Here is a 25,227-nt window from a genome sequence, read left to right as displayed (position 1 = left end):
CTCCCGGACACTCAACCGCCGCGGCGTCCGCGGGCTTTCAGGAGCGCGCGGGCAGGAGCAGCCGCAGCGGGTTGCGCTTGAGCTTGCGGAGCCAGCCGCCGCGGGCCCCCGAGCCCACCGGCGTGGGCTGGAAGAGGCTGCCGTTGGTGGGTGGAAGCGGCGTCGACCGCGTGCGCTGCACCCGCCCGAGGAAGCGCGAGAACATCCGCACGTAGGTGGTGGGCAGGCTCCACGAGAGCAGCGCGAGCAGCCTGCCGGTGTTGCCGACGAAGCGGCGGCTCGGCGGGCTCGAGGCGGCGAGCACCGAGACGACCGCCCGGGCCACCCGGTCCACCGGCAGGATCGGCGGAATCGGCCGGGGCAGATCACCGTCCAGGTGGCTGCGGGCGTGGGCGAAGAAGGGCGTGTCCACCGAGCCCGGCAGGATGGTGGTCACGTGGATCGGCGCTCCCTCGAGGTGGAGCTCCTCCCGCAGGGACTGGGCGAAGCCGAGGAGCGCCCGGGTCGAGGCGACGTAGGGCGAGATCAGCGGCGCCGCAGCCTCGGAGGCCACCGATCCCACGAAGACGAGGCGCCCGCCGCCCCGCGCCCGGAAGTGGGGAAGCACCCGGCGGGCGCTCTCCACGTGGGCGAAGAAGTCGACCTCCACCACCCGGCGGAACTCGTCGGCGGGGATGCGCTCGAATGGGCCGTAGACGGTGACGCCGGCGTTGGCGATCCAGGCGTCGATCCCGCCGAAGCGCTCGATCGCGGCGGCGACCAGGTGATCGAGCTGCGCGGGATCGGTGAGATCGGTGCAGACCACCAGCGCCTCGCCGCCTGCGGCCTCGACCTCCCGGGCTGCGGTGCGCAGCAGTTCCTCCCGGCGCGCTGCCAGCACCACCCGGGCCCCTGCGGCGCCGAGCAGGCGAGCGGTCGCCCGCCCGATCCCGCTCGAGGCGCCTGCGATCACCACCACCCTGCCGCGGAGCGTCTCCATCCCTGCAAAGGTGGCGGCTCCCGGGGCGATCGGCAGGCGGGCGTCAGGCCTGCGCCCGCCCGGCTGCCAGGGTGCGGGTGAGGGCGGCGAATTCCTCCACCGAGAGGGTCTCGGCCCTGCGGCCCGGATCGATCCCCGTGCTCGCGAAGGCGGCGGCGAGCGCCTCGGGCTCCACCAGCCTGGCGGATTTGAGGGCGTTGCCCAGGGTCTTGCGGCGCTGGGCGAAGGCCGCCTTCACCACCTTGCGGAAGAGCGTCTCGTCGCCGGGATCGGCGCGGGGCGCCTCGCGGAAGACGAGGCGCACCACCGCGCTCTCCACGTCGGGCGGCGGGGTGAAGGCGCCGGCAGGCACGTGGTGGGGCACGTCGACGTCGGCGTGGAGCTGCAGGAGCACGGAGAGGATCCCGTAGCTCTTGCCGCCGGGCGCGGCGGCGATCCGCTCGGTCACCTCCTTCTGCAGGAGGAAGACCGCTCTGTCGATGCAGGCGCGCTGCGCCTCGACGTGGAAGAGGATCTCGGTGGAGAGGTGGTAGGGCAGGTTGCCCACCACCGTGAGCTTGCACCCCTGCTCCTGCGCCATCGCGCAGAGATCGACGGTGGCGGCGTTGGCCTCGCGCACCTCCACGTCGAGCCCCTCCATCTCGCTGCGCACGATCGGGACCAGGTCGCGGTCGCGCTCCACCGCGATCACGTGGGCCCCTGCAGCGGCGAGGTGGCGGGTGAGGTGGCCGAGGCCCGCGCCGAGCTCGACCACCGCGGCGCCCTTCCCCACCGACGCGGCGTCGGCGATCGAGGAGAGGTGGTAGTCGTCGCCGAGGAAATTCTGGCCCCACGCCTTCTTCGGCCGGAGGCCGTGGCGGCGCAGGATCGCGGAAGGGCTCTCTGCCATCTACAGCCTCCAGGCGGGATTGGCGTTCAGGTCGAGGCCGGAAGGCCCGCCGCCGCGGCGAAAGGTCTCGTAGCCCGCCACCGCGATCATCGCGCCGTTGTCGGTGCAGAGCCGCTTCTCGGGCACGTGCACGTCGATCCCCGCCTCGGCGCCGCGCTCCACCGCAAGCGCGCGCAGCCTGCTGTTGGCGGCGACGCCGCCGCAAAGCACGAGCCGGGGCAACCCCGCCTCCTTCGCCGCCTTCACCGCCTTGCGGGTGAGCACGTCGGCGATCGCCTCCTGCACGCTGGCGCAGAAATCGGCCAGCGCCTGCCCCTCGGGGATCCCGTGCTTCTGCAGGTGGTACATCGCCGCGGTCTTGAGGCCCGAGAAGGAGAAGTCGAGGGTCGCGCGCTTGGTGAGGCCCCGGGGAAATTTGATTGCCTTCGGATCGCCCGTCTGCGCGAGCTGATCGATGACGATCCCCGCCGGATAGGGCAGGCCCAGCAGCTTGCCCACCTTGTCGAAGGCCTCGCCCGCTGCGTCGTCCAGGGTGGCGCCGAGGAGCCGGTAATCGCCGTAGTCACGGACCGCGTAGAGGCTGGTGTGGCCACCGGAGACGACGAGGCCGAGGAAGGGCGGCGCCGGCGCGTCGGCGCCGAGGCGCACGGCGAGGAGGTGGCCCTCGAGGTGGTTCACGCCGACGATCGGCTTCTTCTTCGCCAGCGCAATCGACTTGCCCACCTGCACACCGACGAGGAGCGCGCCGATGAGGCCGGGGCCGCTGGTCACGGCGATGCCGTCGATCTCGTCGAGGGTGACGCCCGACTTCTCCAGCGCCTCGTCGACCACCGGCATCACCTGGAGCACGTGGTTGCGGGAGGCGAGCTCCGGCACCACCCCGCCCCAGCGGCGGTGGATCTCGATCTGCGTGGAGACCACGTCGGAGAGGATCTCCCGCCCGTCGCGGACCACCGCGGCGGCGGTTTCGTCACAAGATGTCTCGATCCCGAGGACCAGCATGGCGCGCCTTATAACACGCGGGCGCCGCTGTCCCAGCCCGAGGTCAGTCGAGGCGCACGAGGGCGAGGAGGCCGACCAGGGCCACGAGGAGGAGCAGGGGCACCACCCAGCGCAGCTTGCTCCGGGAGGCGACGGCTTGCTCGAATTCCACCAGGCGCAGCTGCGGCGGTGGCGGCAGCGGCGCCACCTTCGGCACGGCGGGGATGGGCACCGGCGCCACCGGCGCAGGCGCTTCCACCGGCGCGGCCTGCGCAGCGGCCACTGCCGCCGGAGCAACCGCCGCCGGCGCCGCAGCCGAGGCACCCCACCGCGGCCCGGGGGCAGGCGCGGGAAAATCGAAGACACCGCTCGGCTCCGCCGAAGCCTCAGGCCGCGGCTCCTCCACCGCGGGCCGGGCCTCGACGCTCGAGGAGACGGGCGGCACGAACCAGGCCTGCTCCTGCGGCGCGGGGCCGTCCGCCTGCGCCGCCGCGACGAGGACACCCTTGCCCACCAGCTCGATCACCGCGCCGAGGGCGGCGAGATCGTCGCGGGCCCCCTCCTCCAGCGCCGCCTGCAGCGTGCGCTTGCCGTCGAGGAGCGGCAGCAGCGGCGCCGCTGCCTCCGGGATCACCCCGGTGCCGATGGAGGCGAGGCGCTCGGGGTCCACCGAGAGGACGGCGTCGAGGGGCGGCGCCGTCTCGAGGAGCCGGCTCCACTCGTCCGCCCGGCGCATGCCCTCCATGAGCAGACCCTGCGCCGACATCGCGATGGCGTCGGCCCGCTCCACCGGGCCGAACTCGATCTCGAAGCTCCCCTCGCTCCACTCCAGCAGCCGGTAGAAGGCGTGCTCGCCCCGCAGCCCCGCCATCTCCGCGTCGATCACCTTGCCGTCGCGGAAATAGACCGCGCCGCGGCGGCCACGCTTGTCGACGCAGCGAAGCATGCCGGTCTTGCGGCCGATCTCGCAGGTCTGCACCAGATCGACGAGGCCGAGATCGGCGAGGTTCCCGGAGAAGCCGGAGCGCGGGTCCCGCCGCTCGAGGCGCTCGCGCTCCCGCTTCTGCAGGAGCATGCGCACCCGGGCAACGATCTCCTTCACGTAGATCGGCTTGGTCAGGTAGTCGTCCACGCCCAGCTCGAGGCCGCGGACCTTGTCCTCCACCGCGCGGCGGCTGGTGAGGAAGACGAAGGGCACCTCGCGGAAGCGCGGGTCCTCCTTGAGCCGCCTGCAGAGCTCCCAGCCGTCCATCTCCGGCATCCGGGTGTCGGAGAGGACGAGGTCGGGGACCACCTGCTCGAGCTTCTCGAGGGCGTCGGCGCCGTTGCAGGCGGCGATGACGGTGAAGCCCGCCTTGCGCAGGCTCACCTCGAGCAGGCGCAGACTGCGGGCATCGGCATCGACGAGAAGAAGCTGCGGACGGGCTGCCAAAGTGGGCCTCAGCGCTTGCGAAGGTGCGGGTTGTTGGCCTTGCGCAGCTCGATCAGCCGCAGCTCCTGCCGGGCCTCCCGGTGATCGGGCGCGATCTCGAGGGCGCGGTGGAAAGCTGCCTCCGCCCCGGGGGTATCGCCGGCGACGCGGAGGAGCACGCCGAGGTAGTGGTGGGCGATGGCGCAGCGCGGGTGCTCCTCGACGAGGCGCTCCAGGTCGATCCGCACCTGCCCCGCCTCGTCGGGCTTCTCCGACTGCCGGGCCCAGAGGATGTGCGCCCGCAGATCGGGCCGATCCTCGATCAGGAGCGCCTGCTTGAGCAGCCGCTGCACCGTGGCGAAGTCCTTCTTCTTCGCAGCCGCAGCGGCCTGGGCCTCGAAATCCTCGACGGCCTGCTGCACCTCGCTCTTCGGCGGCGGCGCTGCGGCCTGCCGGAGCTCTGCCAGGTAGGCGCGGCGGCGCTCGTCGTCCTGCAGCACCTGGTAGGACTCGTTGACCGCGGCGAAGATCTCTTTGAGCTGCGGCGCGAGGTGCTGGATCGCCGAGGGGATCCGGTCGGGGTGGAAGCGCTTGGCCGCGGCGAAGAAGGCGTGCTTGATCTCGTCGCGGGAAGCGCCCTGCGCGACCCCCAGCCGCTTGTAGTGATCGTCTAGGTGCAGCGTCGCGAGCCGCTCGTGGACGAAGCGATCGAAGGCCGGGTCACCGGGCGGCGGCAGCCGATCCCAGGAGAGGCGCGCCGCGGTGGGCCCGGGGGTTCCCGGGCCCGGCGTCCCCATCGCAGCGGGCCCCGGCGTGCCGGCGTAGCCGGGGCCCGGGGTTCCCTCGCGCCTTCGGATCGCGTCGGTGCCGAGGATGTTGCCGAAGGCGCGCTGGAGCATGCGCGCCCGCCGCTCCTTCGCCTCGCCCGCATCACTCTTGAACTCGGGGGCAGGACGCCGGAGCGCCTCCTCGCGGGCGCGCTCCTCGTGCGCCTGCTGCTCGCGCTGGAGCTTGCGGGCCTCTTCCTGCGCCCGGCGCTGCTGCGCCTCGAGGGCGGCGCGCTCCGCCGGACCGATGTCGCCGGGGCCAGGCCGCGCCGCCATGGTCGCCTCGAAATCGATGCCCGGACGTGCGGCCACGGTGGGCGCCTCGGCGAAGGCGCCGCCCACCACCGCGGTGGCGTCCATGTCCAGCTCGACCACCCTGCCGCGTTGTGGCTCCTCGACCAATTCGACGATCTCGACCTCGTCGACCTCGATCGCCTCCTCGGCCTGGAAGCTCCCGCCCCAATCTCCCGCTGCGTGATCGCCCAGCCCGAATCCGAGGTCGACCTCGAGAGGCTTGCCGGCGCCGGCGATCACCGCGCGGTTGGGCGCAACCACGTTCGGACCGGCGGGGGCGCGGCCGAGCACCGGCGGCGGCGTGTCGAGGCGAACCGGCCCCGGCGTCGACGGGATCGCAGGGCCCGGCGTGGCCCAGGGCGCCTCGCCGCCGAGGGGCGCCGGCACCAGGATGCCCATCAGCTGCAGCGCTGCGAGCAGCGCCAGCGCCCGCTCCTCGGGCACGTGGCCCGCAGCCACCGCTGCGTCGATGGCGCAGGGGCGCTCGAGGCCTGCGAGAAAAGCCAGCTCCGCTGCGTCGAGCTGGAAATGGCCCGTGTAGCGATCCCAACCGCTGCGCAGCCGCACGCCGAGGCCACCCGGGATCCGGCGGAGGATCTTCTGGCAGACCGCGAGGGCCGGCGGCGCGGAGAGCGCGTCGACGATGGCCCGGTGGGCGGAGAGCTTGAGCTCGTCGGTCCAGGCGGGCAGCTCGGCCAGGGGCTGGAAGGAGTAGATCCCTTCCGCCACCGCGGCGAGGTTGCGGATGTGGCGCTGGTGGTGGAGCGCGAGGCCGAGGTGCAGCTTCTCGCGGCTGAGGAAGCCGAGCTCGACCAGGGCCTCGCCCTGCTTGCGGCCGTCGACCACCGCCGCCAGCGATCGCTCCAGCGCCTCCATGTCGATCCAGCCCTGCTCGAGGAGGAATTGCCCGAGGGGCTTGAAGCCGAAGAAGACCTGCGCGCCGCAGGGCTGTCCGCCGCGGAGGTAGACCCGCGAGGTGCCGCCGTTGGCGTCGACGCGGAGCTCTCCCGTGGCGCGCAGGCGCAGGGCCTCGACCAGGATCGCGGCGAGGGGGGCGGATCGAAGCTCGCCGCCCGAGAGATCGCAGAGGGGTTCAGCCATCGGGGCGATGCTATCCGGTATTTGGACTATCTGCCATCGCCGGTGCGACGGAGCGCTTCGTAGAGCGCGATCCCAGCGGCGGTGGAGAGGTTGAGGGAGCGCAGACCCGGCCGCTGGGGGATGCCCACGGTGTGCGCCCTGCGGCGCTCGAGGAGCTCCTTCGGCAATCCCACCTGCTCCGACCCGAAGACCAGCATGTCGCCGGGCTGGAAATCCGCCTCCCAGAGCGACTTCTCGGCGTTGGCGGTGAAGAGGTGGACCCGGGGCCAGGGCGCCCGGGCCTCCCAGGTCTCCACGTCCGGGTGGATCTCGGCCACCACCTGGTCCCAATAGTCGAGGCCCGCCCGGCGCAGATCCTTGTCGGCGATGGAGAAGCCGAGCGGCTCGACCAGGTGGAGGTGGGAGCCGGTGACCGCGCAGAGCCTGGCCACGTTGCCGGTATTGGGCGGGATCTGCGGGTGGACGAGGACGAGGGCGTACGGACGATCGAGAGCCGGCAACATGGGCCCCATCCTGCGCGAAGCACGCCGCCCTCCGCCACAACGACGTAAGCTGGCCCCATGGAGATCCTCGTCGAGGGCAGGCAGCTCGCCCACCGGGTGGAGGTGGCAGCCGGCTTCGCGCAGCGTCTGGTCGGCCTCCTCGGCAGGTCCGGCCTCGCGCCGGGCGAGGGGCTGCTGCTCGCGCCGTGCACCTCGATCCACACCCTGGGGATGCGCTTTCCCATCGACGTGCTCCTTCTCGACGAGGCGGGCACGGTGCTCCGGGTGCTGGAGGGCCTGCCCCCCTGGCGGATCCCGGCGTCCGCGAAGGGCACGCGGCTGGTGCTGGAGCTCGGCCCCGGAACCCTGGCGGCGACGCCGGTGGTTGCAGGGGAACGGATCGCCTTTTCGGCCGGCCGCCAACTTGATCGGTGGCCCTCTCTCCGGTAGGCATGATCGACTTTCGTCCGGGTGGGGAATGCGCATCGAGCTCGCCGGCAGCACGCACGTGGGGATGAAGCGTCCCCACAACGAGGACAGCTTCCTCCTGCTGCCCGAGGAGCGGCTCTGCGTCGTCGCCGACGGGATGGGCGGCCACGCCTCGGGGGAGGTCGCCTCCCGCACCGCGATCGAGGCGATCGAAGCCTTCTTCCGCCAGACCGCCGGCGACCGCGAGATCACCTGGCCCTTCGCCGTGGACGAGAGCAAGCCCTACGAGGAGAACCGCCTCGTGGTGGGCATCCGCCAGGCGAACGCCCGCATCGTCGACCTCGCCGCCACCGACGAGCAGTTCAAGGGCATGGGCACCACCGTGGTCTCGCTGCTGGTCGGCGAGGCCCACGTCTGGCTCGGCTGGGCCGGCGACAGCAGGGCCTACCGCCTCCGCGACGGCGCGCTGCAGCTGCTCTCCGAGGACCACTCGCTCCTCAACGACCTGCTCAAGGCGAAGAAGCTCAAGCCCGAGGAGGCGGAGAGCTTCCCCCACAAGAACGTGATCGTGCGGGCGCTGGGGATGAAGGATCCCGTCGCGGTGGACGTGATCCGCGACGAGTTCCAGCCGGGCGATCTCTACCTGCTCTGCTCGGACGGCCTCTCGAGCATGGTGGCGGACGAGCGGATCGAGCAGATCCTGCAGCGCACCGAAGATCTCGATCGCGCCGTGCAGCAGCTGATCGACGCCGCCAACGCCGCGGGCGGCACGGACAACGTCACCGTCGTCCTCGCCCGCTTGGTTTAAGCCGAGGCGAGTCTGCCGACCACGTCGTCCGCAGCCACGACGCCGGGGCCGACCACGCCGTCGCGAACGGCGCCGGCGCAAGAAGCGCCGGCGAGGATCACCGCCCGCGGCCCGATCCGCGCGCCGCTGCGCACCACCGCGCCGGCACCGACGAAGGCAGGCCCCACCAGCTCAGCGCCCGGCTCCACCCCGGCGGAGGGATCGACGAAGACGCCGGGCGCGCGCTCCACCGCTGCGCCGAGCGGCTTCTCCACCGCGTAGCGCCCCTCGAGCAGATCGAGGTTGGCCTCGACGTAGCGCTCCGGGGTGCCGACGTCGGACCAGCCGCCGCCCGCTTCGACGTGGCCGAGGACGTGGCCGCCCTTCGCGATCAGCGCTGCGTGGCCCTGCCGGTTGACGCAGGAAGGCCCCTCCGTCGGCAGCACCGTGAAGATCGAAGGCGAGAGGACGTGGACGCCGGTGAAGAGCCACGAGGCGGTGGGCTCCCCCGGGGCGAGCTCCCTGCCGAAGCCGGCGATCCGCGCCACGCGGCCCTGCGCATCGGTTTCCACCGCGCCGTAGCTCGCGCCCTCGGGCATCGGCCGCAGCACCATGGTGCCGAGCGCGCCGCTCGCCACGTGGGCGGCGATGGCCCCTGCCGGATCGAGATCCGAGAGCACGTCGCCGTTGACGAGGAGGAAGGGCGTGCCGCGATCGAGGAGCGGCCTCGCAGCGACGAGGGCGCCGCCGGTGCCCAGGACCTCGGGCGCCTCGAAGGAGAGGTGGAGCGTGAGCCCCAGCCGCTCCGCCGCCTCGTGGGCGACGCGCGCCACGGTCTTCTGCAGGTGGTGGGCGTTGACCACGACCTCGCGGACGCCGGCCCGGGCCACGAGGCGCAGGTTGCCCTCGAGGAGCGTCGAGCCGAGGAGCGGCAGCGCGGGCTTGGCGATCCGCTCGGTGAGCGGCCGCAGGCGCGTGCCCAGCCCCGCTGCGAGGACCATCGCGATCACGCGAGCTCCGGCACGTGGCGGGCGAGGATCCGGTGGAGGTCGGCGAGCTCGGGCCTGCGCGCGAGGGCCTCCCGCACGTAGCGCAGCGACGCGGGGATGTAGGGGAGGAAGCCCGGGTTGCCCTTCACCCTGTCGATGAAGACGAAGCGCCCGGCGTCCTTGAGCTTGCGCTGCACGGTGAGGAGGTGGAAGTCGGCGAGGAAGGCCTGCGAATCGATCCGGGGACCGCCCTCCTCCACCAGCCGCGAAAGGTAGCGGCGCACCATCTTCTCCACGAACTCGATGGGCAGCTCCACGTAGGAATCCCGGAGCAGCGCGACGAGGTCGTATTGCCTGGGCCCCTGCAGCGCGTCCTGGAAGTCGATCACCACCAGCTCGTCGCCGGGCAGGAGCATCAGGTTGCGGGACTGGTAGTCGCGGTGGGTGAAGCCGCGGGGCAGCTCGTCGAGCGCCCTGCAGATCTGGTCGCCGAGGGCGCCGACCCGGGCAGCGTCCTCACCAGCGAGCTTCACCCCGTGGCGCGCCTCGAGGCCCCACTCGAGGAAGTGGTCGAACTCCCAGCGGTAGAGGTCGAAGTCGAAGGCGCGGCTCGAGGCGAGGCAGCTCGCGTCGGGGTTCGCGTCGGCGCGGGCCCGCAGGCCCGCCAGCAGATCGATCGCCTGCCCATAGAGCTGCTCGCGCCGGCCTTCCGCATCCGCGCCCTGGGAGAGCCCCGCCTCGAAGGTCACGTCGCCGAGGTCTTCGAGGACCATCACGCCGGCTTCCGGATCCCAGGTGTGGATCGTCGGCACCCGCACGCCGAGGCCGTGGAGGTAGCGGTGGACGTTGACGAAGGGGAGCTCGGTGGGCGCCTCGCCCTTGGTCGCCTCCTCGGGCCTGGCGCCCTCGGGCATCACCATCAGGACGTAGGCGCGCTCGGGGAGCGTGACCCGGTAGTAGGAGCGGTTGGAGGCGTCGCCCTTGAGCTTGGTGATCCCCCACGACTCGTCGGGAGGGAGGCCTGCGGCCCGGGCTGCGTGCTGGCGGAGGAGGGAGGCGTCGGACATAGGAGGTCGGAGATAACACAAGCGCCGGGCGTCGCGCAGGCGCCGGGGCCTCGCCCGGCGGCCCGTCGATCGCTTGAGCCACCAACGATCGCGGGCATTCCCGGCGGGGTCCGGCGTGTTGACCGCCCGACTTGCTTCTTCTATAGACCCGCCTCTTTCCCGCGCCGCGCTCCGAGCGTAGGCCGCTCTTACCGGGAGTCATCCGTGGAGATGCACGAGACCATCCTCGACGCCATCGGCGGCACGCCGCTCGTCAAGCTCAACAAGCTGGTCGGGCCGAACGACGCCACCGTCCTCGTGAAGTGCGAGTTCATGAACCCGGGCGGCGCGATCAAGGACCGGATGGCGGTCCACATCGTGAACAAGGCCGAAAAAGCCGGGCTGCTCAAGCCGGGTGGCACCATCGTCGAGAACACCAGCGGCAACACCGGCGCCGCGCTGGCGATGGTGGCTGCGGTGCGCGGCTACAAGTGCATCTTCACGATGCCGGACAAGATGTCCAAGGAGAAGATCGACACCCTGAAGGCCTTCGGCGCCCAGGTGATCGTGACCCCGACGGCGGTGCCTGCGGAGCACCCGGACTCCTACTACGAGACCGCCAAGCGCGTGGCCCGGGAGACCCCGGGCGCCTTCTACGTGAACCAGTACCACTCGCTGGACAACGTGGAGGCCCACTACCTCTCCACCGGTCCGGAGCTCTGGAAGCAGACCGAGGGCAAGCTCGACTATTTCGTCGCGGGCCTCGGCACCGGCGGCACCATGAGCGGCGCCGGCAAATTCCTCAAGGAGCAGAAGCCCTCGATCCAGAACGTCGGCGTCGATCCGGAGGGCTCGGTCTACCACTCGTATTTCAAGACCGGGAAGCTCTCCGAGCCCCACGTCTACAAGGTCGAGGGGATCGGCGAGGACATGCTCTGCAAGGCGATGGACTTCTCGGTCCTCGACGACGTGCGCCAGGTGAACGACGCGATCTCGTTCCACTGGGCCCGCCGCCTCGCCCGTGAGGAGGGCATCTTCGCCGGCGGCTCGTCCGGCTCCGCGGTGGCGATCGCGGTGCAGCTGGCGAAGGAGGTCGGCGCCGGCAAGACCATCGTCGCGGTGCTCACCGACGGCGGCAAGAGCTACATCTCGAAGTTCTACAACGACGAGTGGATGAAGCAGAACGGCTTCGAAATCTGAGCGCAGCATCCAGCTCGGCGTTACGGAAAGGGCTTCCTCCGGGAGGCCCTTTCGCGTTCCTGCGAGGCGGCCTTCCGGGGAACCGGCCGATCCGAGAATGCAAGAAAAAACCTTCGGGACGCCCGGTGTGCTATAAGGTCGCCCCCTCCCCCAGCAGCCGGGGGAGCGACCGCAACGGACCGGACGTGCACGTACCGACGCTGCAGGACCGACGCCGCCGCAGGCTTCCACTCCGGGTGGAAGGCCGGCGGCGCTGCCGTTCGGCGGTCGGGGATTTCTCGAACCTCGCGTGGGAGTGACGCAAGATGGCTTTCAAGGGCGACGGCAAGCACCGCTTCGACACGCTGGCGATCCACGCCGGCCAGGAGCCCGATCCCACCACCGGCGCGATCATGACGCCGGTCTACCTTACGTCCACTTACGTACAGAGCGGCCCCGGCGAACACAAGGGCTTCGAGTACAGCCGCTCGCACAATCCCACGCGCTACGCGCTGCAGGATTGCCTCGCCGCCCTCGAGGGCGGCAAATACGGCGCCGCCTTCGCCTCGGGCCTGGCCGCCAACGACTGCATCCTCCACATGCTCTCGGCAGGCGACCACGTGGTCTGCTCCGACGACCTCTACGGCGGGTCCTTCCGGATCTTCGACAAGGTCTTCAAGCAGATGGGGATCGAGTTCACCTACGTGGACATGACCCGCGCCGAGAACGTGCGCGAGGCGATCCGCCCGGGCCAGACGAAGCTGGTGTGGATCGAGACCCCCACCAACCCGATGCTCAAGCTCGCGGATCTCTCGGCGATCGCCGCGATCTGCAAGCAGGCCGGCGTCCTCTCGGTGGCGGACAACACCTTCATGTCGCCCTACTTCCAGCGGCCGCTGGAGCACGGCATCGACGTGGTGGTCCACTCGATGACCAAGTACATCAACGGCCACTCGGACGTGGTCGGCGGCGCGATCGTCACCAGCCACGAGGCGTTCGCCGAGGGGATGTACTTCCGGCAGAACGCCATCGGCGGCGTCCTCGGGCCCTTCGACTCCTTCCTGGTGCTGCGCGGCCTGAAGACGCTGGGCGTGCGCATGGAGCGCCACGCGAAGAACGCGGCGACCATCGCCGAGTTCCTCCAGGGCCACGAGAAGATCGAGAAGGTCACCTGGCCCGGCCTCGCCTCCCACCCGCAGCACGAGCTCGCGAAGCGCCAGATGAAGGGCTTCGGCGGGATGATGACCTTCGTGATCAAGGGCGGCCTGCCCGCCGCCGATCGCTTCCTGCGCAAGGTGAAGGTCTTCGCGCTGGCCGAGAGCCTCGGCGGCGTGGAGAGCCTGATCGAGCACCCTGCGATCATGACCCACGCCTCGGTTCCCAAAGAGACCCGGGAGAAGCTCGGGATCTCCGACGGCCTGATCCGCCTGTCGGTGGGCATCGAGGATGCACAGGACCTGGTCGACGATCTGCGCCAGGCCCTCGCGGAGGCGTGAAGCCCATGCCGACGACCCGCAGCAAGAAGAAGGTGGAGAAGAAGCCGGTGGCCGGAAAGGCTGCAGCCAAGGCTGCACCGAAGCCGGCCGCCCGTGCGGCGGCGCCTGCCCGGACGGTGAAGGCGAAGGCGCCTGCTGCGAAGACGGCGAAGACGGCGACGGCGCCGAAGCGCACCACGGCGAAGCCCGCTGCCATGAAGGCAGCGCCTGCGCCGAAGGCGAAGGCGGCGGCTCCAAAGGCCGCCGCGAACGCGAAGGCGGACATCCCGATGAAGGCGAAGGCAGCGGCAGCACCGAAGGCGAAGGCCGAGGCTGCGCCGAAGGCGCCGGTGGCGAAGAAGGCGCCGGCGAAGGCCCCCGCGCCGAAGAAGCCGAAGGTCCCCGCCTTCGCGCCCAGGCAGGTGCCGATCCACGAGCTCGACGGCAAGGCCGCCGACCCGCGCCTCGCAGCTGCCCTCGCAGCGCGGGAGCGCTGGCACGGCCGCAGCGGCAGGCCGGCGCTCAAGAGCGCCACCCAGGCGGTGGCCTTCGTGCGCGAGCGCCACCTCGTCCATGCCTCGGTGCGCTCGGCGCTGCCGAACCTCCTCGACCCGGTGGTGGGCCACACCGTGAGCGAGGAGGAGCGCAGCGCAGGTCCGATCGCCCAGACGCTCAAGGCGTGGCGGCGGGAGATCGACGCGGCGCCGGACCTCCTCGAGGCACGGCTCTGCTTCGAACGGCCGACGCTCGTCGGCGCCGATCTCTGGCCGGCGCTGGTCACCGTGGCGGCGCCCCGCGAGGAGGCGGCGCGGCGCGGCGGCGTGCTCTCGGTCGAGGCGGAGGAGGCCCTCGACGTCCTCGATCGCAAGGGCGTCGTTCCCGCGGATCGGCTGCGCCAGCTCGTCGGCCTCGACGCGGCGGCCTTCGCCAGCGTGCACGCGGAGCTCGAGGCGAGGCTGCTCGTCGTCTCCAGGGCCGGCCTCGACGAGGACGACAACCCGATCACCGTGGTCGAGAGCTTGAGCCGCTGGGCCGAGCGCAACGTGCAGCGCAAGGTCGAGCTCGAGATCGGCAGGGCCTGGTGCTTCCTCTTCATCGCCGCGCTGCGCTCGGCGGTGGTGCTCTGGCCCGAGGAGATCGAGGCGCTCTTTCCGTGGAGCCCGGAGGAGCGCAACGCCGCCATCGCCGAGGCGATGACCACCGGCGCGCTGATCACCTACACCGAGGGCGAGAGCACGGCGTGGGTCGCCTCGCCGGTGCCGCGGTAGTCCCTTCTCCCGCTCGAACCTGAAGAGGCGGCCTCCCTGGCGGAGGCCGCCTTTCTCTTTTTCAGTCGCAGCGCGGCCAGTAGCGCACTTCGATCGCCGCGTCGTCCGGCGGGACGGCGCCTGGGGCGAAGTGGATCGCGCCGGTGGCCTCGTCGTAGCGCCAACCCGCCTGCAGCTGCGTCCCGTCCACGATCACCGCGAGCTCGAGCGGGGAGAGCACGCCGTCGCCGTCCCGATCCGCCGGGGTGGCGCCGAGCGGCAGGTGGCCGATCCGATCGACGAGGCCTGCCGCCACGGCGCCGATCCCTCCGCCGGCGCAGGCGTCCGTCGCGAGGCCGCCGGTTGCCTGCACCCACGCCTCGAAGCCCGCCCCGCCGCCGCAGCCGAAGAGGCCGTGCGCGCCGATCGCGCCGGGCTTCACCGCGGTGAACCTCGCTGCATCGGGGCCATTGCCGTCGGGGCCGTCGGCGAGGAAGAGCACGCCGAGATGGGCCGCCGGGCGGAAGAAGCCGGCGTTGCCGTCGGCGGGCTCGGGGTGGATCGGATCGTCCACCGCGCTGCGAAGCGGCGGCGTGATCGCCCGGAAGGCGGCGCTGCGCCCCTGCGCTCCTGCCGTGCAGCTCCCTGCTGCGAGGCGGGGCCCGAGGGCCTCCAGCCCCGTGCCGTCGAGGACACGGTCGGCGGCGCCCAGGGGCAGCAGCCTGCCGTCGACGTCAGGGCAGATCGAGGTCACGCCCACCTGGAGATCGAAGCCGGCGAGGGCGGTGGCAAAGTCCGCGACGCCTGCTGCGGCAGCGGCGCGCAGACCCTCGACGCCGGCGCGATCGTCGACCACCCAGAGGAGGTCAAGGGGCTCGCGCTCGAAGGGCGCCCAGCGGTCGACGTGCTGGTCGGGGCCGCCCTCCCCCGCCAGCGGAAGCCGGTAGGGCGTCTGGCCGTCCGCCCGGATCGCGAGGGAGCCGGTGGTGATCCCCGTCACCGCCGGTGCGAAGCGCAGATCCACCCGGCGCCCCTCGCCTGCGGGGATGGCCACCGGCCCGGCGAACGAGAAGGCGGCGCTGCCCTCGAGGTCGAGGCCGTCAATCTCCACCGGCAGGGCGCAGCGGTTGAGGAGCAGCACCGATCGCTCCAGCGCGCAGCCAGGCGCTGCCACGCCGAAGTCGAGGGATGCAGCGGAAAGCTCGAGGCAGCGGCTCTCCGCGGTGGCGGCGAGGGGGACCTCCACCAGCGGCTCGTCCGGCTCCGAGATCTGCAGCGCCAGCGTTCCCGTCGCGGCAGGCACGGGGCCCGCCGAGGTGAAACGCACCTGGAGCTGGAGATCCGCGCCGGGCTCGATACGCCTCTCCGCTGGCGCGTCGACCGCGAAGCCCGGGTGGCTCCCCGGGGCGATCCGCACGTCGTGGACGAGGCAGGCGTCGCTGCCGCGGTTCCGGACGAGGAGGGAGCGGCTCTCGCTGGTCCCGGGCTCCACCACGCCGAAGTCGAGGGAGGCGGGCTCGAGCACGTAGTCGCAGGGCGGCAGCGCGACGGCGTCTGCGGTGAGCACGATCCGCTCGTCGATCGAGCGGGCGTCCGAGGTGAGGAAGAGGACCGTGCCGTAGTGCTCGCCCTCGGCTGCGGGCTCGGCGGTGACGTCGACGAGGAAGCGCTCGCCCAGGGCGAAGGAGCGCTTCGTCGGATCGCGGAGCGAAGCGTAGAAGGCCGGCGAGTTGGTCCCGATCGAGTGGACGTCGAGCCTGGTGGCGTCGTCCTCCGGCGAGCCGGCGCCGCGGTTCTCGCAGGTGAGCGTGCGGGTGACGGGGACCTCGACGGCGACGGCGCCGAAGTCGATTCGCTCCTCCTCGCAATGGAGCTCGGGCCCGCCGCCGGAGCCGCCGGCGCAGAGCTCCACAACCGGGAGCGCGGGGTCGTCGGTATGGAGCCGGATGGTGCCTTCGTGCGGGCCGACGGCGGCGGGCGTGAAGCGGACGGCGACCTGCGCAACGGAGGTCAGGACCAGATCCTCCAGGTCGTCGGGTGGCACGAAGGCGGGCAGAAAGGAGGCGAGTTCGTAGCCTTCCGGCAGCTCGATCGCGGTGACGGACCGCTGCTCCGTGCTCGGGTTCACCACGATGATCGGGACGACGTCGCTCGCTCCGAGTGGCGTCGGGCGCTGGAAGAGGCAGCCAGCCGCCGGGAAGACGAGGAGCGCCCCCGGCTGCCCCCAGCCGATCAGCCGGATCTCGGGGAGCTTGTCGCCGCCCTCGGTCGCCAGGCGGAAGGAGCCCACGTGCATCTCCGCAGCAGCCGGCGTGAAGACCACCGGCAGCTCGCGGCTCTCTCCCGCCGCGATGGGCACGCGATCCCCGGGGGCGTGATCGGCGAAGCGGAAGGCGGCCGCGTTGGTCCCCTCGACGGCGGGGACGAGCAGCGTGGCCTCGTGCGCCGTCTCGTTGGCGCAGCGGATGGTCTCGGTCCGCGACGTGCCGAGAACGACCGCGCGGAAGTCGAGGGCACCCGGGGCGCAGCGGAACCGGGCCGCCAGCCCTTCACCCACGAGCCGGATCGGGTGATCGCCCAGGCGCGAGCCGAGCTGCACCAGCACCTCGCTCGTCGAGCTTTCCGTCGGCGCGAAGGTGAGCTCCACCTCGATCGCCCCCCGCGGCGGCAGGACGGCGCCCGCGGCGATGCTCGAGGAGAAGGGAGCGCCGGGCGCGAGGGGTTCCAGGGCCACCTCCTCGTTGCTCCGGTTGCGCACGGTGAAGGTGCGGCGCTCCGTGCCGCCGACGGGAAGGCTGCCGAAGTCGAAGAGGAGCCCGGCGGCGTGCTGCGGATCGGCTTCGCCGCCCTCGACCACCAGGTGGCCGTCGAGGTCGCGCACGACGTCGGCGCCGCCGCAGGAGCAACCCGCGATCAACGTGAGGGCAAGGCCTGTCGCCAGGCCGGCGAGAGTACGCCGCATCATCCGCTCCCCCGGGGCTTCGCGGCCCCGCCGCCACGCGAGGCCTTGGCGCCCCGTAGCGTGGAATGCTTCCCCACGGGCCTCGACGATCCGAGACCCCGCTTCCCTGCCTGCGGCCGGAGACAGCGACTCCTGCTACACTCCGCCCGTGCTGGCCATCGAAGCAGCGGGACTTCGCAAGACCTATGCCGGACTGCGCGGAGGCCACGAGGCCCTGCGCGGTCTCGATCTCGCCGTCGAGCAGGGGACCGCCTTCGGTCTCATCGGGCTCAACGGCGCCGGAAAGACCACCTTCATCAAGCTCCTCCTCGGCGTGGTGCGACCCACCGCAGGCAGCGTGCGGGTGCTGGGCGGAAGCCCCGACGACGTGGCGGTGCGCCGCCGCATCGGCTATCTGCCGGAGCGGCTCCACCTCCCCGCCCACCTCGGCGCCGCCGGCTTCCTCGCCTCGGTGGCCCGCCTCAAGGGGCTCGGCGGCGCGAGCCCCGAGATCGGCAGGCAGCTCCGCCGCGTCGGCCTCGAGGAGAGCGCCACGCGGCGGATCGGCGGCTTCTCCAAAGGGATGCGCCAGCGCCTTGGTCTCGCCGCTGCGCTCCTCGGAGCCCCCGATCTGCTCGTGCTCGACGAGCCCACCGACGGCGTCGATCCCCTCGGCCGCGCCGAGGTGCGGCGGCTCCTCACCGAGGAGCGGGCCCGCGGCGCCACCCTCTTCCTCAACTCGCATCTCCTCGCGGAGACCGAGCGGGTCTGCGATCGGATCGGCATCCTCGCGGGCGGCGTGCTGGTGAAGCAGGGCAGCCTCGCCTCCCTGTGCGGCAGCGGCACCCGCCACCGGATCCGCTTCGCGCCCGGCGCCGATCCGGCGGCGCTGCAGGCGCTCGGCTTCACACCGGGTGATTCACCCGGTGTATGGCTCTGCGAGGCGGGCGATCCCACCTCCCTCGACGCGCACCTCCAGGCGGCCCGCGCCACCGGGGCGCTGCTGGTGGAGCTGCAGCAGGAGTTCAAGGATCTCGAGGCGGTCCTCGCCGAGGCAGTGGGAGCCGCAGCATGAGCGCCGTCCTCTCGGTGGCGGCGGATCTCCTCCGCGAATCGCTCTCCCGCCGCTGGTTCCTCGCCCTCGGCCTCGCGATCACCGCGCTCCTCCTCTTCCTCGGCCTCGCCCTCCGCCTCGAGGTGGTGGATGGCGCCCTCGCCGCCACCCGCCTCTTCGGCAGCGCGCTGGGCGGCGGCGAGATCCGCGCGGTGGACGTGGCGCTCCGCCCGGTCTTCCAGGCGGCGGCCTACGTGATCTTCTACGGTGGCCTCGCCTTCGGCGTGCTCGCCTGCGCCGACTTCGGGCCGAGCCTCCTCGCCCCGGGCCGGATCGAGCACCTCCTCGCCCTGCCCCTGCGCAGGCCGGAGCTCCTCGCCGGCACCTTCCTCGGCGTGCTCCTGCTCGCCTCCGCCGGCGCGCTCTACGGCGCCGGGGGCCTCAGCCTGCTCCTCGGGGTGAAGACCGGCGTCTGGACCTTCCGCCCGATGGCGGCGGCGCTCCTGGCCAGCGTCACCTTCTCCGCGATCTACGGCGCCATGCTCGCCACCGCGGTCTTCGCCCGATCGAGCGCCCTCTCCGCAGCGGTGGGCGCGGGTCTCTTGCTCGCGGGGATCGTGGCGGGCTACCGCGACGAGCTCCTCTCCGCCTTCGAGCCCGGCGTGGGCCGGGAGATCTTCGGCGGCGTCACCGCCTTCCTGCCCCGGGTCTCGGCGATCGCCGACGCCGCCGCCGACATCGCCGGCTCGCAGCCGGTGGAGCCGGCGGTCCTCCTCTCGCTCCTCGCGGGCCTCGGCGTCTTCGGCCTCGCCGCCCTCGCCCTGGCGATCTGGCGCTTCGAAGGGAAGGATTATTGATGCGCAGGCGCATCTGGCTCGTGGCGGCGATCGTCCTCTTCGGCGTCGCCGCCTTCCTCATGTCGCGGGGCGACGAGCCCCGCCCGCCGGTGCAGCCCCGGGTGGAATTTCCCCGCTCGCTGCGCCCAGCGGAATACGAGCGGATGGAGCGGCGCCGCACCCTGCGCCAGCCGGAGCCCGTGCCGGAACCCTCGCCGGACGACGCGCCACCGGAGCGGCGGGCACCGGTGCTCGATCCCGTGCTCGCGGCGCTCCCTTCCGTGCCGGGGAAGTCCGCGGTGGTGGTGGAGGCGAACGCCCTGCGCCACTCGCCGCTCGGGCAGCTCATGCTCGATTGTTTCCTCGGCGCCGGGGAGCAGGGGGAGCTCGATCGGATGCGCGAGCGCTTCGGCATCGATCCCCTCGAGGACGTCGACCGGATCGCCTTCGGCGGCGACGACGTGCTCCTCGTCTCCGGCCACTTCGGCGGCGCGCGGTGGGAGGAACTGGAGCCGGGGCTGCGCTTCGTCCCCTACGGCGAGAAGGGGCGCTTCGTCGAGCGGGAGAGCGACGGGAGCGGCGACGTGCTCGCGGTCTGGGGCGACGAGATGGTCCTCCTCGCCGACGATCGTGCCTCGCTCGAGGAGGCGATCGATCGCCTCGAGGGGCGCAGGGAGGCGACGCCCGCCTTCGACGAGTCGAGCACCTACGGCGAGATCTACGGGGTGATCGCCGCGGCGCAGCTGGCGGATCTCCTCCCGCCGGACGAGCGCGGCCTCCGCGAGCGGCTCCAGGAGGCTGCCGATCGGATCGAGCTCCACGTCGACGCCAGCGGCGACGTGGCCATCGTCGCCGACGTGGAGGGGCCCGAGCCGACGAGCGTGCGCGATCTCGGCAAGAGCCTCGGCGCCGCCCTCTCTCTCGCCAGGCTCAAGGCGCGGGCCGATGGCGAAGAGGCGCTGGTCGATCTCCTCGATCACGCCAGGGTCCAGCCCTTCGGCGATCGCTTCGCGCTGGAGCTGGCCCTACCGTTGGCTCTCCTACAGGAACACCTCGGCGAGGCTTGCCGATCGAGGGAGGGATCCGTACATCCCCCCGAATCGGAGACCACCGAATGAAGCAGGAGAGCGACCTGGGGCTGCTCGCCTCGGCGATGTCGGAGCCAAACGCCTGGGGCCCGCCCCTCGAGCCCTCCTATCGCTGGGTGGCGGAGGCGATCCCGCATCTGGTCTGGAGCACCAGGCCCGACGGCCACTGCGACTATCTCAACGCGCGTTTCTACGAGTTCACCGGCCTGCAGGCCGAGGAGGCCCTCGGCGAGGGCTGGCAGCAGGCGCTCCACCCGGACGATCTGCCGCGCAACTGGGAGCGTTTCCGCTCCTCTGCAGCCACCGGGCAGCCCTTCGAGATCGAATACCGGTTCCGGCGCCACGACGGCGCCTACCGCTGGTTCCTGGGGCGGGCGCTTCCGGTCCTCGACGAGAGCGGCTCGATCGTCCGTTGGTTCGGCACCTGCACGGACATCCACGAACACCGGCGGGCGCAGGACCTCCTCGAACTCAAGGCCCGGGCCGGTCGTGAGCTCGACTCCTCCCTCGACTACGAGACCACGCTCCGGAGCGTGGCGCGGATGATGGTGCCGGCCTGGGCCGATTGGTGCGCCGTCGATCTGCTCGAGGGCGGCGCGATCCGCAGGATGCAGGTGGCCCATGGCGATCCGGCCCTCGAGCGCTACGCCTTCGAGATCCAGGAGCGCTACCCGCCGCGCATCGAGGACGCCCACGGCCTCGGCAAGGTGCTCCGCACCGGCGAGCCGGATTTCATGCGCGAGATCCCCGACGAACTCCTCGTCCAGGTCGCCCGGGATCCCGAGCACCTCGCCATCGTCCGGTCGCTCGGGCTGCGCTCCTTCATCTCCGTGCCGATCGAAGCGCGGGGCAGGATCCTCGGCGCCCTCTCCTTCGTCTTCGCCGAGTCCGGCAGGCTCTACGAGGAGACGGACGTGGAGCCGCTGGCGGAGCTCGCCAGGCGCGCGGGCATGGCGATCGAGAACGCCAGCCTCCACACCTCGCTGCGGCGGAGCGAGGAGCGCTTCCGCCAGCTGGTCCAGAACACCACCGAGATCGTCTGGACCACCGAGCCCGACGGCAGCTTCCGCGGCGAGCAGCCGGGCTGGTGGGCCTACACCGGCCAGACGCAGTCGCAATACGAGGGCGAGGGCTGGCAGGACGCCGTGCACCCGGAGGACCGGGAGGCGACGCTGGCAGCCTGGCGGCAGGCGCTCGCCCTCCGCAGCGTCTATGCGGTGGAGCACCGGCTGCGCCGCCACGACGGCATCTACCGCTGGTTCGCGGCGCGGGCCTCGCCGGTCCTCGAGCCCGATGGCACCCTACGCGAGTGGGTCGGCACCCACACCGACATCACCGCAGCCAAGGAGGGCGAGCGGGAGCGCGAGGCGCTGATCGGCGCGCTCGCCCGCAGCAACCGCGACCTCGATCAGTTCGCCTACGTGGCCTCGCACGATCTCAAGGCGCCGCTGCGCGGCATCGCCCATCTCTCCCAATGGATCGAGGAGGACCTCGGCGAGGCAGCCACCGAGACGGTGCACGAGCACCTGCGGCTGCTGCGCAAGCGCGCCCACCGCATGGAGGGGCTGATCGAGGGGATCCTCAGCTACTCCCGGGCAGGCCGGAAGGCGGGGAAGGTGGAGACCGTCGACGTCGGCCGCCTCCTCGGCGAGGTGGTCGACATGCTCGCGGTGCCGGAAGGGGCGCGCATCGATCTCGGCGCAGCGCTGCCGGTCCTCCGCACCGAGCGCACGCAGCTCAGCCAGGTCTTCCTCAACCTGATCGGCAACGCGCTCAAGCACGGCGCCGCAGCGGCGCCGGTGGTCCGGATCGAGGCCCGGCCCAGCGGCGATTCGTGGTACGAGTTCAGCGTCTCCGACAACGGCGCCGGGATCGATCCCGCCTTCCACCAGCGGATCTGGGGGATCTTCCAGACCCTCGAGGCTCGCGACAAGGTCGAGGGCACCGGAATCGGCCTGGCGGTGGTGAAGAAAATCGTCGAGTCCCGCGGGGGACGGGCGTGGGTGGAATCGGCGGCGGGTGCGGGCGCGACGTTCCGCTTCCTCTGGCCCCGGAGCGAGGAAGCGGAACAGTGAACGCCGAGCGAGAGCTGCACATCCTGCTGGTCGAGGACGACGAGGTCGACGTTCTCAACGTGAAGCGGGCCTTCGACCGGAACCGGATCTGCAACCCGCTCTACGTGGCGGGCAACGGGCTCGAGGCCCTGGAGATGCTCCGCAGCGGCGCCGTTCCTGCGGGCAGGCGGCTCATCCTCCTCGATCTCAACATGCCGAAGATGAACGGCCTCGAGTTTCTCAAGGCGCTGCGCGCCGATCCCGATCTCCAGGCGACCTCGGTGGTGGTGCTCACCACCTCGAACGACGAGCGGGACCGGGTCGAGGCCTGGAATCTCAACGTCTCGGGCTACCTGCTCAAGCCGGTCACGTTCTCGAACTTCGTCGAGCTCACCGCGACGCTCAACAAATACTGGACCCTGGTCGAGTTTCCCTAGCACCGACCCGGTTGGAGAAGATCAACGTGGCTCGCCTCCGCCTCCTGCTCGTCGACGACGACGAGGTCGATCGCCTCGCGGTCCGGCGTGCGCTCCGCGCCGCATCGATCGACGCCGACGTACACGAAGTCACTTCGGCAGAGGCGGCGCTCGAGATCCTGGCTGCCGAGCCTTTCGACTGCCTGCTGCTCGATCTCTTCCTCCCGGGCCGCGACGGACGCGCGCTCCTCGGCGAGGTGAAGCGCCGGGGCATCGGCCTGCCGGTGGTGATGCTCACCGGCCAGGGCGACGAGGAGCTGGCGGTGGAGCTCCTCCGCGCCGGCGCCGCGGACTATCTCTCCAAGGCAGCCCTCGGCCCCGAGCGCCTCGCCCAGAGCGTCCGCTACGCCACCGAGCTCGGCAGGGCGCGCCTGCAGGCGGAGGCAGCCGAGGCGGCGCGGGATCGCCACGTCCGGCAGCTGCAGCAGCTCGCAGGCGCAGCCGCCTCGATCCACGGCTCGCTCTCCGTCGACGATGTCCTCGAGGCGGTGGCCCGCCACACCCGGGAGATCATCGGCTGCGCCGACGCCAGGGCGGAGCTCGGCGGCAAGGCCGGCGGCGATCTGCACGTGCCGTTGGTGGGGCGCGGCGGCAACGAGCTGGGGCAGCTGGTGCTGCGCGGCGCCCACTTCTCCCCCAGCGACACCGCCATCGCCTCGCAGCTGGCGCAGCTCGCCGCGGTGGCGATCGAGAACGCGCGACTCCACGAGGTCTCGCAGGCTGCGGTCCACGCCCGCGACGAGATGGTGGCGGTGGTCTCCCACGATCTCCGCAACCCCTTGAACGTCGTGAGCATGTGCACCGAGGCGGCGCTGCGGCGCTTCTGCAAGGACGAGGCAGCGGTCCGCCTCATGGACCGGATCCGCCGTGCGGGCGATCAGATGAGCCGGCTCATCGCCGATCTCCTCGACCTGACCCGGATCCAGGCGGGGAAGTTCGCCGTCTCACCCGAGATGCAATCCCTCGCCCCCATCGCCGAGGAGCTCCAGGAGTCCTGGGTGCCGCTTGCGGAGCGGGAGGGTCGCTCCCTCGAGCTCTCCATCGACGAGCTGCCGCCGCTCTCCTTCGATCGCGACCGGCTCCTCCAGGTGCTCTCCAACCTGCTGGGCAACGCCCTCAAATTCACGCAGCCGGGCGGCCGCATCGGTGTCGCAGCCAGCCGCGAAGGCGACGCGGTCCGCTTCCTGGTCGAGGACGACGGCCCCGGCATCGAGGCCGCCCTGCTCCCGGTCCTCTTCACCCGACACATGCAGGCCCGGGAAACCGCCCACCTCGGCGCAGGCCTCGGCCTCTACATCGCCCGGGCGATCGTCGAGGCCCACGGCGGCGCCATCGGGGTGGAGAGCGAGGTCGGCGAGGGGACCCGCTTCTGGTTCACCATCCCGGTCGAAGGCCCGAAGGACGAGGCGGGTTGCGTCCCTGCCTCGCCCTCTGGTACCGGGACCGGCGGGCCGCGCTGATCGCGGTCCCAAGTCCGCAACCCGGAGCCCTTCTTGGATCGCGTCACCATCAGCAAGCGCGGCGTCGATCGCCTGCGCGCCGGCCACCCGTGGATCTACCGCAGCGATCTGGCGCCGGATCCCGGCCCCGCCATCCAGAGCGGTGCAGCGGTGGAGGTGCTCGACGGCCGCGGCAAGGCGCTCGGCACCGCCTTCTACTCGGTCCACTCGCAGATCGCCCTGCGCCTCCTCACCCGGGAGCCGATCCAGATCGACCGGGCCTTCCTGCACATGCGCCTCGCCTCGGCGATCGAGATGCGGCAGCGCGTACTCCCGGGCGTGCGCGACCTGCGCCTCGTCCACGGCGAGGCCGATTTCCTCCCGGGGCTCGTGGTCGATCGCTACGGCGATCACCTCTCGATCCAGACCCTCGTCCCCGGCACCGAGCGGCGCAAGGAGCTGATCTGCGATCTGCTCGAGGAGCTCCTGCAGCCCGCCGGCATCGTCGAGCGCAACGACGTACGCACGCGCGAGCTCGAGGGGCTGCAGCAGGTGAAGGGCGTCCTCCGCGGCACCTACCGGGGGCCGACGATCTACGAGGAGGGGTCGGCGAAGCTCGAGACCGATCTGCTCGAGGGGCAGAAGACCGGCGCCTTCCTCGACCAGCGCGAGAACCACCTCCTCGCCGGCGACTACGCGAAGGGACGGGCCCTCGATCTCTTCTCCTACGTCGGCGGCTTCGCCCTGCAGATGGCGCGCAACGCCGACTCGGTGCAGGCGGTGGAGATCTCCTCCGACGCCTGTGCGCGGATCGAGCGGAACGCAAAGCTCTCCGGCGTCGCCGGTGTGCAGGCGGTGGAGGCGAACGTCTTCGACTGGCTGCGCGACCAGCTGGCGAGCGGCGCGCGCTACGACACCATCGTCCTCGACCCGCCGGCCTTCGCGAAGAACAAGGCAGCGTTGGAGGCGGCGATGCGCGGCTACAAGGAGGTCAACCTCCGGGCGCTGCAGCTCCTCGCCCCAGGCGGCGTGCTCCTCACCGCCACCTGCTCCTACCACGTGAGCCCGCAGGCCTTCGAGGACGTGGTCACCGACGCGGCGCGGGATGCCCGGCGCGAGGTGCAGGTGATCGAGCGGCGCGGCGCAGGGCGCGACCACCCGATGCTCCTGCCGGTGCCGGAGACGCGCTACCTCAAATGCCTCGTGCTTCGGGCGGTGTGACG

General features: G+C 71.8%; 20 protein-coding genes and 1 pseudogene. 12 read left to right on the top strand and 9 right to left on the bottom strand.

Features of this window, described 5'->3' with window-relative positions; all coding sequences use genetic code 11:
- Nucleotides 1-37: 37 nt before the first annotated feature.
- The 6 genes from ACESMR_RS01030 to ACESMR_RS01005 are packed head-to-tail and all read right to left on the bottom strand — an operon-like array spanning nucleotide 38 to nucleotide 6,985.
- Nucleotides 38-979, bottom strand: a complete 942-nt coding sequence (locus tag ACESMR_RS01030; RefSeq protein ID WP_373044295.1) for an SDR family oxidoreductase — start codon at nucleotides 977-979, stop codon at nucleotides 38-40.
- Between the two features lie 43 nt (nucleotides 980-1,022).
- Nucleotides 1,023-1,868, bottom strand: a complete 846-nt coding sequence (rsmA, locus tag ACESMR_RS01025; protein ID WP_373044293.1) for a 16S rRNA (adenine(1518)-N(6)/adenine(1519)-N(6))-dimethyltransferase RsmA — start codon at nucleotides 1,866-1,868, stop codon at nucleotides 1,023-1,025.
- Nucleotides 1,869-2,870 (bottom strand): tRNA (adenosine(37)-N6)-threonylcarbamoyltransferase complex transferase subunit TsaD, encoded by a 1,002-nt coding sequence (gene tsaD / locus ACESMR_RS01020; RefSeq protein WP_373044292.1) that lies wholly within the window; start codon nucleotides 2,868-2,870, stop codon nucleotides 1,869-1,871.
- A 43-nt stretch (nucleotides 2,871-2,913) separates the two neighbouring features.
- Nucleotides 2,914-4,281 (bottom strand): response regulator, encoded by a 1,368-nt coding sequence (locus tag ACESMR_RS01015; protein ID WP_373044289.1) that lies wholly within the window; start codon nucleotides 4,279-4,281, stop codon nucleotides 2,914-2,916.
- A gap of 8 nt (nucleotides 4,282-4,289) precedes the next feature.
- The gene (locus ACESMR_RS01010; protein WP_373044287.1) at nucleotides 4,290-6,482 is read right to left on the bottom strand and encodes a DnaJ domain-containing protein; all 2,193 of its coding nucleotides are present in this window, start codon (nucleotides 6,480-6,482) and stop codon (nucleotides 4,290-4,292) included.
- Between the two features lie 26 nt (nucleotides 6,483-6,508).
- Complete coding sequence (locus tag ACESMR_RS01005) at nucleotides 6,509-6,985, bottom strand: tRNA (cytidine(34)-2'-O)-methyltransferase (protein WP_373044286.1); 477 nt, start codon at nucleotides 6,983-6,985, stop codon at nucleotides 6,509-6,511.
- 57 nt (nucleotides 6,986-7,042) lie between these two features.
- On the opposite strand from ACESMR_RS01005, the gene ACESMR_RS01000 reads away from it, so the two are divergent.
- Nucleotides 7,043-7,414 (top strand): DUF192 domain-containing protein, encoded by a 372-nt coding sequence (locus ACESMR_RS01000; RefSeq protein WP_373044284.1) that lies wholly within the window; start codon nucleotides 7,043-7,045, stop codon nucleotides 7,412-7,414.
- A 28-nt stretch (nucleotides 7,415-7,442) separates the two neighbouring features.
- Nucleotides 7,443-8,201, top strand: coding sequence for a Stp1/IreP family PP2C-type Ser/Thr phosphatase (locus tag ACESMR_RS00995; protein WP_373044283.1), 759 nt, complete (start codon nucleotides 7,443-7,445; stop codon nucleotides 8,199-8,201).
- Here ACESMR_RS00995 and ACESMR_RS00990 read toward each other — a convergent pair.
- Together ACESMR_RS00990 and ACESMR_RS00985 are read right to left on the bottom strand one after the other, a co-directional pair.
- Entirely contained in the window at nucleotides 8,198-9,181 is a 984-nt protein-coding gene (locus tag ACESMR_RS00990; RefSeq protein WP_373045204.1) for an NDP-sugar synthase, read from the bottom strand. The genes ACESMR_RS00995 and ACESMR_RS00990 overlap by 4 nt on opposite strands.
- Before the next feature lie 5 nt (nucleotides 9,182-9,186).
- Entirely contained in the window at nucleotides 9,187-10,236 is a 1,050-nt protein-coding gene (locus ACESMR_RS00985; protein ID WP_373044282.1) for an aminoglycoside phosphotransferase family protein, read from the bottom strand.
- Between the two features lie 204 nt (nucleotides 10,237-10,440).
- On the opposite strand from ACESMR_RS00985, the pseudogene ACESMR_RS00980 reads away from it, so the two are divergent.
- The 3 genes and pseudogenes from ACESMR_RS00980 to ACESMR_RS00970 form a co-directional block, all read left to right on the top strand.
- Nucleotides 10,441-11,406 (top strand): annotated as a pseudogene (locus ACESMR_RS00980) (PLP-dependent cysteine synthase family protein); the annotation flags it as partial.
- A gap of 314 nt (nucleotides 11,407-11,720) precedes the next feature.
- On the top strand, nucleotides 11,721-12,890 hold the full coding sequence (locus ACESMR_RS00975) for a cystathionine gamma-synthase (protein ID WP_373044280.1): 1,170 nt from the start codon (nucleotides 11,721-11,723) through the stop codon (nucleotides 12,888-12,890).
- 5 nt (nucleotides 12,891-12,895) lie between these two features.
- Entirely contained in the window at nucleotides 12,896-14,137 is a 1,242-nt protein-coding gene (locus ACESMR_RS00970) for a hypothetical protein (protein ID WP_373044278.1), read from the top strand.
- A gap of 61 nt (nucleotides 14,138-14,198) precedes the next feature.
- Here the strand turns inward: ACESMR_RS00970 and ACESMR_RS00965 are convergent, their stop codons facing one another.
- The gene (locus ACESMR_RS00965) at nucleotides 14,199-17,078 is read right to left on the bottom strand and encodes a choice-of-anchor D domain-containing protein (protein WP_373044276.1); all 2,880 of its coding nucleotides are present in this window, start codon (nucleotides 17,076-17,078) and stop codon (nucleotides 14,199-14,201) included.
- Between the two features lie 148 nt (nucleotides 17,079-17,226).
- Here ACESMR_RS00965 and ACESMR_RS00960 point away from each other — a divergent pair, with 148 nt between their 5' ends.
- From ACESMR_RS00960 to ACESMR_RS00930, 7 genes are read left to right on the top strand one after another with little or no spacing between them, the layout of a single operon-like run.
- Nucleotides 17,227-18,132: an ABC transporter ATP-binding protein gene (locus ACESMR_RS00960; RefSeq protein ID WP_373044274.1), complete on the top strand. Its 906-nt coding sequence runs from the start codon at nucleotides 17,227-17,229 to the stop codon at nucleotides 18,130-18,132.
- A complete protein-coding gene (locus ACESMR_RS00955) occupies nucleotides 18,129-18,968 on the top strand; it encodes a hypothetical protein (protein WP_373044273.1) in 840 nt (279 codons plus the stop codon). The genes ACESMR_RS00960 and ACESMR_RS00955 overlap by 4 nt, the downstream gene beginning before the upstream one ends.
- Nucleotides 18,968-20,065 carry a hypothetical protein gene (locus ACESMR_RS00950; RefSeq protein WP_373044271.1) on the top strand — a complete coding sequence of 366 codons (1,098 nt, stop codon included), beginning with the start codon at nucleotides 18,968-18,970 and terminating at the stop codon, nucleotides 20,063-20,065. Before ACESMR_RS00955 ends, ACESMR_RS00950 begins: the two co-directional genes overlap by 1 nt.
- Nucleotides 20,062-22,110 carry a PAS domain-containing protein gene (locus tag ACESMR_RS00945; protein ID WP_373044269.1) on the top strand — a complete coding sequence of 683 codons (2,049 nt, stop codon included), beginning with the start codon at nucleotides 20,062-20,064 and terminating at the stop codon, nucleotides 22,108-22,110. Before ACESMR_RS00950 ends, ACESMR_RS00945 begins: the two co-directional genes overlap by 4 nt.
- The gene (locus ACESMR_RS00940) at nucleotides 22,107-22,526 is read left to right on the top strand and encodes a response regulator (protein WP_373044268.1); all 420 of its coding nucleotides are present in this window, start codon (nucleotides 22,107-22,109) and stop codon (nucleotides 22,524-22,526) included. The genes ACESMR_RS00945 and ACESMR_RS00940 overlap by 4 nt, the downstream gene beginning before the upstream one ends.
- Before the next feature lie 26 nt (nucleotides 22,527-22,552).
- Complete coding sequence (locus tag ACESMR_RS00935) at nucleotides 22,553-24,025, top strand: sensor histidine kinase (protein ID WP_373044267.1); 1,473 nt, start codon at nucleotides 22,553-22,555, stop codon at nucleotides 24,023-24,025.
- A gap of 33 nt (nucleotides 24,026-24,058) precedes the next feature.
- Complete coding sequence (locus tag ACESMR_RS00930; protein ID WP_373044265.1) at nucleotides 24,059-25,225, top strand: class I SAM-dependent rRNA methyltransferase; 1,167 nt, start codon at nucleotides 24,059-24,061, stop codon at nucleotides 25,223-25,225.
- The last annotated feature ends 2 nt before the right edge of the window (nucleotides 25,226-25,227 follow it).

This window comes from Vulgatibacter sp. (assembly GCF_041687135.1).
Classification (GTDB): Bacteria; Myxococcota; Myxococcia; order Myxococcales; family Vulgatibacteraceae; genus JAWLCN01.
Note: the sequence above shows the minus strand (reverse complement) of the source record. Positions and strands in the feature narration are given on the sequence as shown.

What these genes read in the sequence shown, in the direction of transcription:
- ACESMR_RS00995 (WP_373044283.1), top strand. Translation starts at nt 7,443, where the DNA reads ATGCGCATCGAGCTCGCCGGCAGCACGCACGTGGGGATGAAGCGTCCC.
- ACESMR_RS01005 (WP_373044286.1), bottom strand. Translation starts at nt 6,985, where the DNA reads ATGTTGCCGGCTCTCGATCGTCCGTACGCCCTCGTCCTCGTCCACCCG.
- ACESMR_RS00945 (WP_373044269.1), top strand. Translation starts at nt 20,062, where the DNA reads ATGAAGCAGGAGAGCGACCTGGGGCTGCTCGCCTCGGCGATGTCGGAG.
- ACESMR_RS00985 (WP_373044282.1), bottom strand. Translation starts at nt 10,236, where the DNA reads ATGTCCGACGCCTCCCTCCTCCGCCAGCACGCAGCCCGGGCCGCAGGC.
- ACESMR_RS00990 (WP_373045204.1), bottom strand. Translation starts at nt 9,181, where the DNA reads ATGGTCCTCGCAGCGGGGCTGGGCACGCGCCTGCGGCCGCTCACCGAG.
- tsaD (WP_373044292.1), bottom strand. Translation starts at nt 2,870, where the DNA reads ATGCTGGTCCTCGGGATCGAGACATCTTGTGACGAAACCGCCGCCGCG.
- ACESMR_RS00970 (WP_373044278.1), top strand. Translation starts at nt 12,896, where the DNA reads ATGCCGACGACCCGCAGCAAGAAGAAGGTGGAGAAGAAGCCGGTGGCC.
- ACESMR_RS01030 (WP_373044295.1), bottom strand. Translation starts at nt 979, where the DNA reads ATGGAGACGCTCCGCGGCAGGGTGGTGGTGATCGCAGGCGCCTCGAGC.
- ACESMR_RS01000 (WP_373044284.1), top strand. Translation starts at nt 7,043, where the DNA reads ATGGAGATCCTCGTCGAGGGCAGGCAGCTCGCCCACCGGGTGGAGGTG.
- ACESMR_RS00965 (WP_373044276.1), bottom strand. Translation starts at nt 17,078, where the DNA reads ATGCGGCGTACTCTCGCCGGCCTGGCGACAGGCCTTGCCCTCACGTTG.
- ACESMR_RS00955 (WP_373044273.1), top strand. Translation starts at nt 18,129, where the DNA reads ATGAGCGCCGTCCTCTCGGTGGCGGCGGATCTCCTCCGCGAATCGCTC.
- ACESMR_RS01010 (WP_373044287.1), bottom strand. Translation starts at nt 6,482, where the DNA reads ATGGCTGAACCCCTCTGCGATCTCTCGGGCGGCGAGCTTCGATCCGCC.
- ACESMR_RS00950 (WP_373044271.1), top strand. Translation starts at nt 18,968, where the DNA reads ATGCGCAGGCGCATCTGGCTCGTGGCGGCGATCGTCCTCTTCGGCGTC.
- ACESMR_RS00975 (WP_373044280.1), top strand. Translation starts at nt 11,721, where the DNA reads ATGGCTTTCAAGGGCGACGGCAAGCACCGCTTCGACACGCTGGCGATC.
- rsmA (WP_373044293.1), bottom strand. Translation starts at nt 1,868, where the DNA reads ATGGCAGAGAGCCCTTCCGCGATCCTGCGCCGCCACGGCCTCCGGCCG.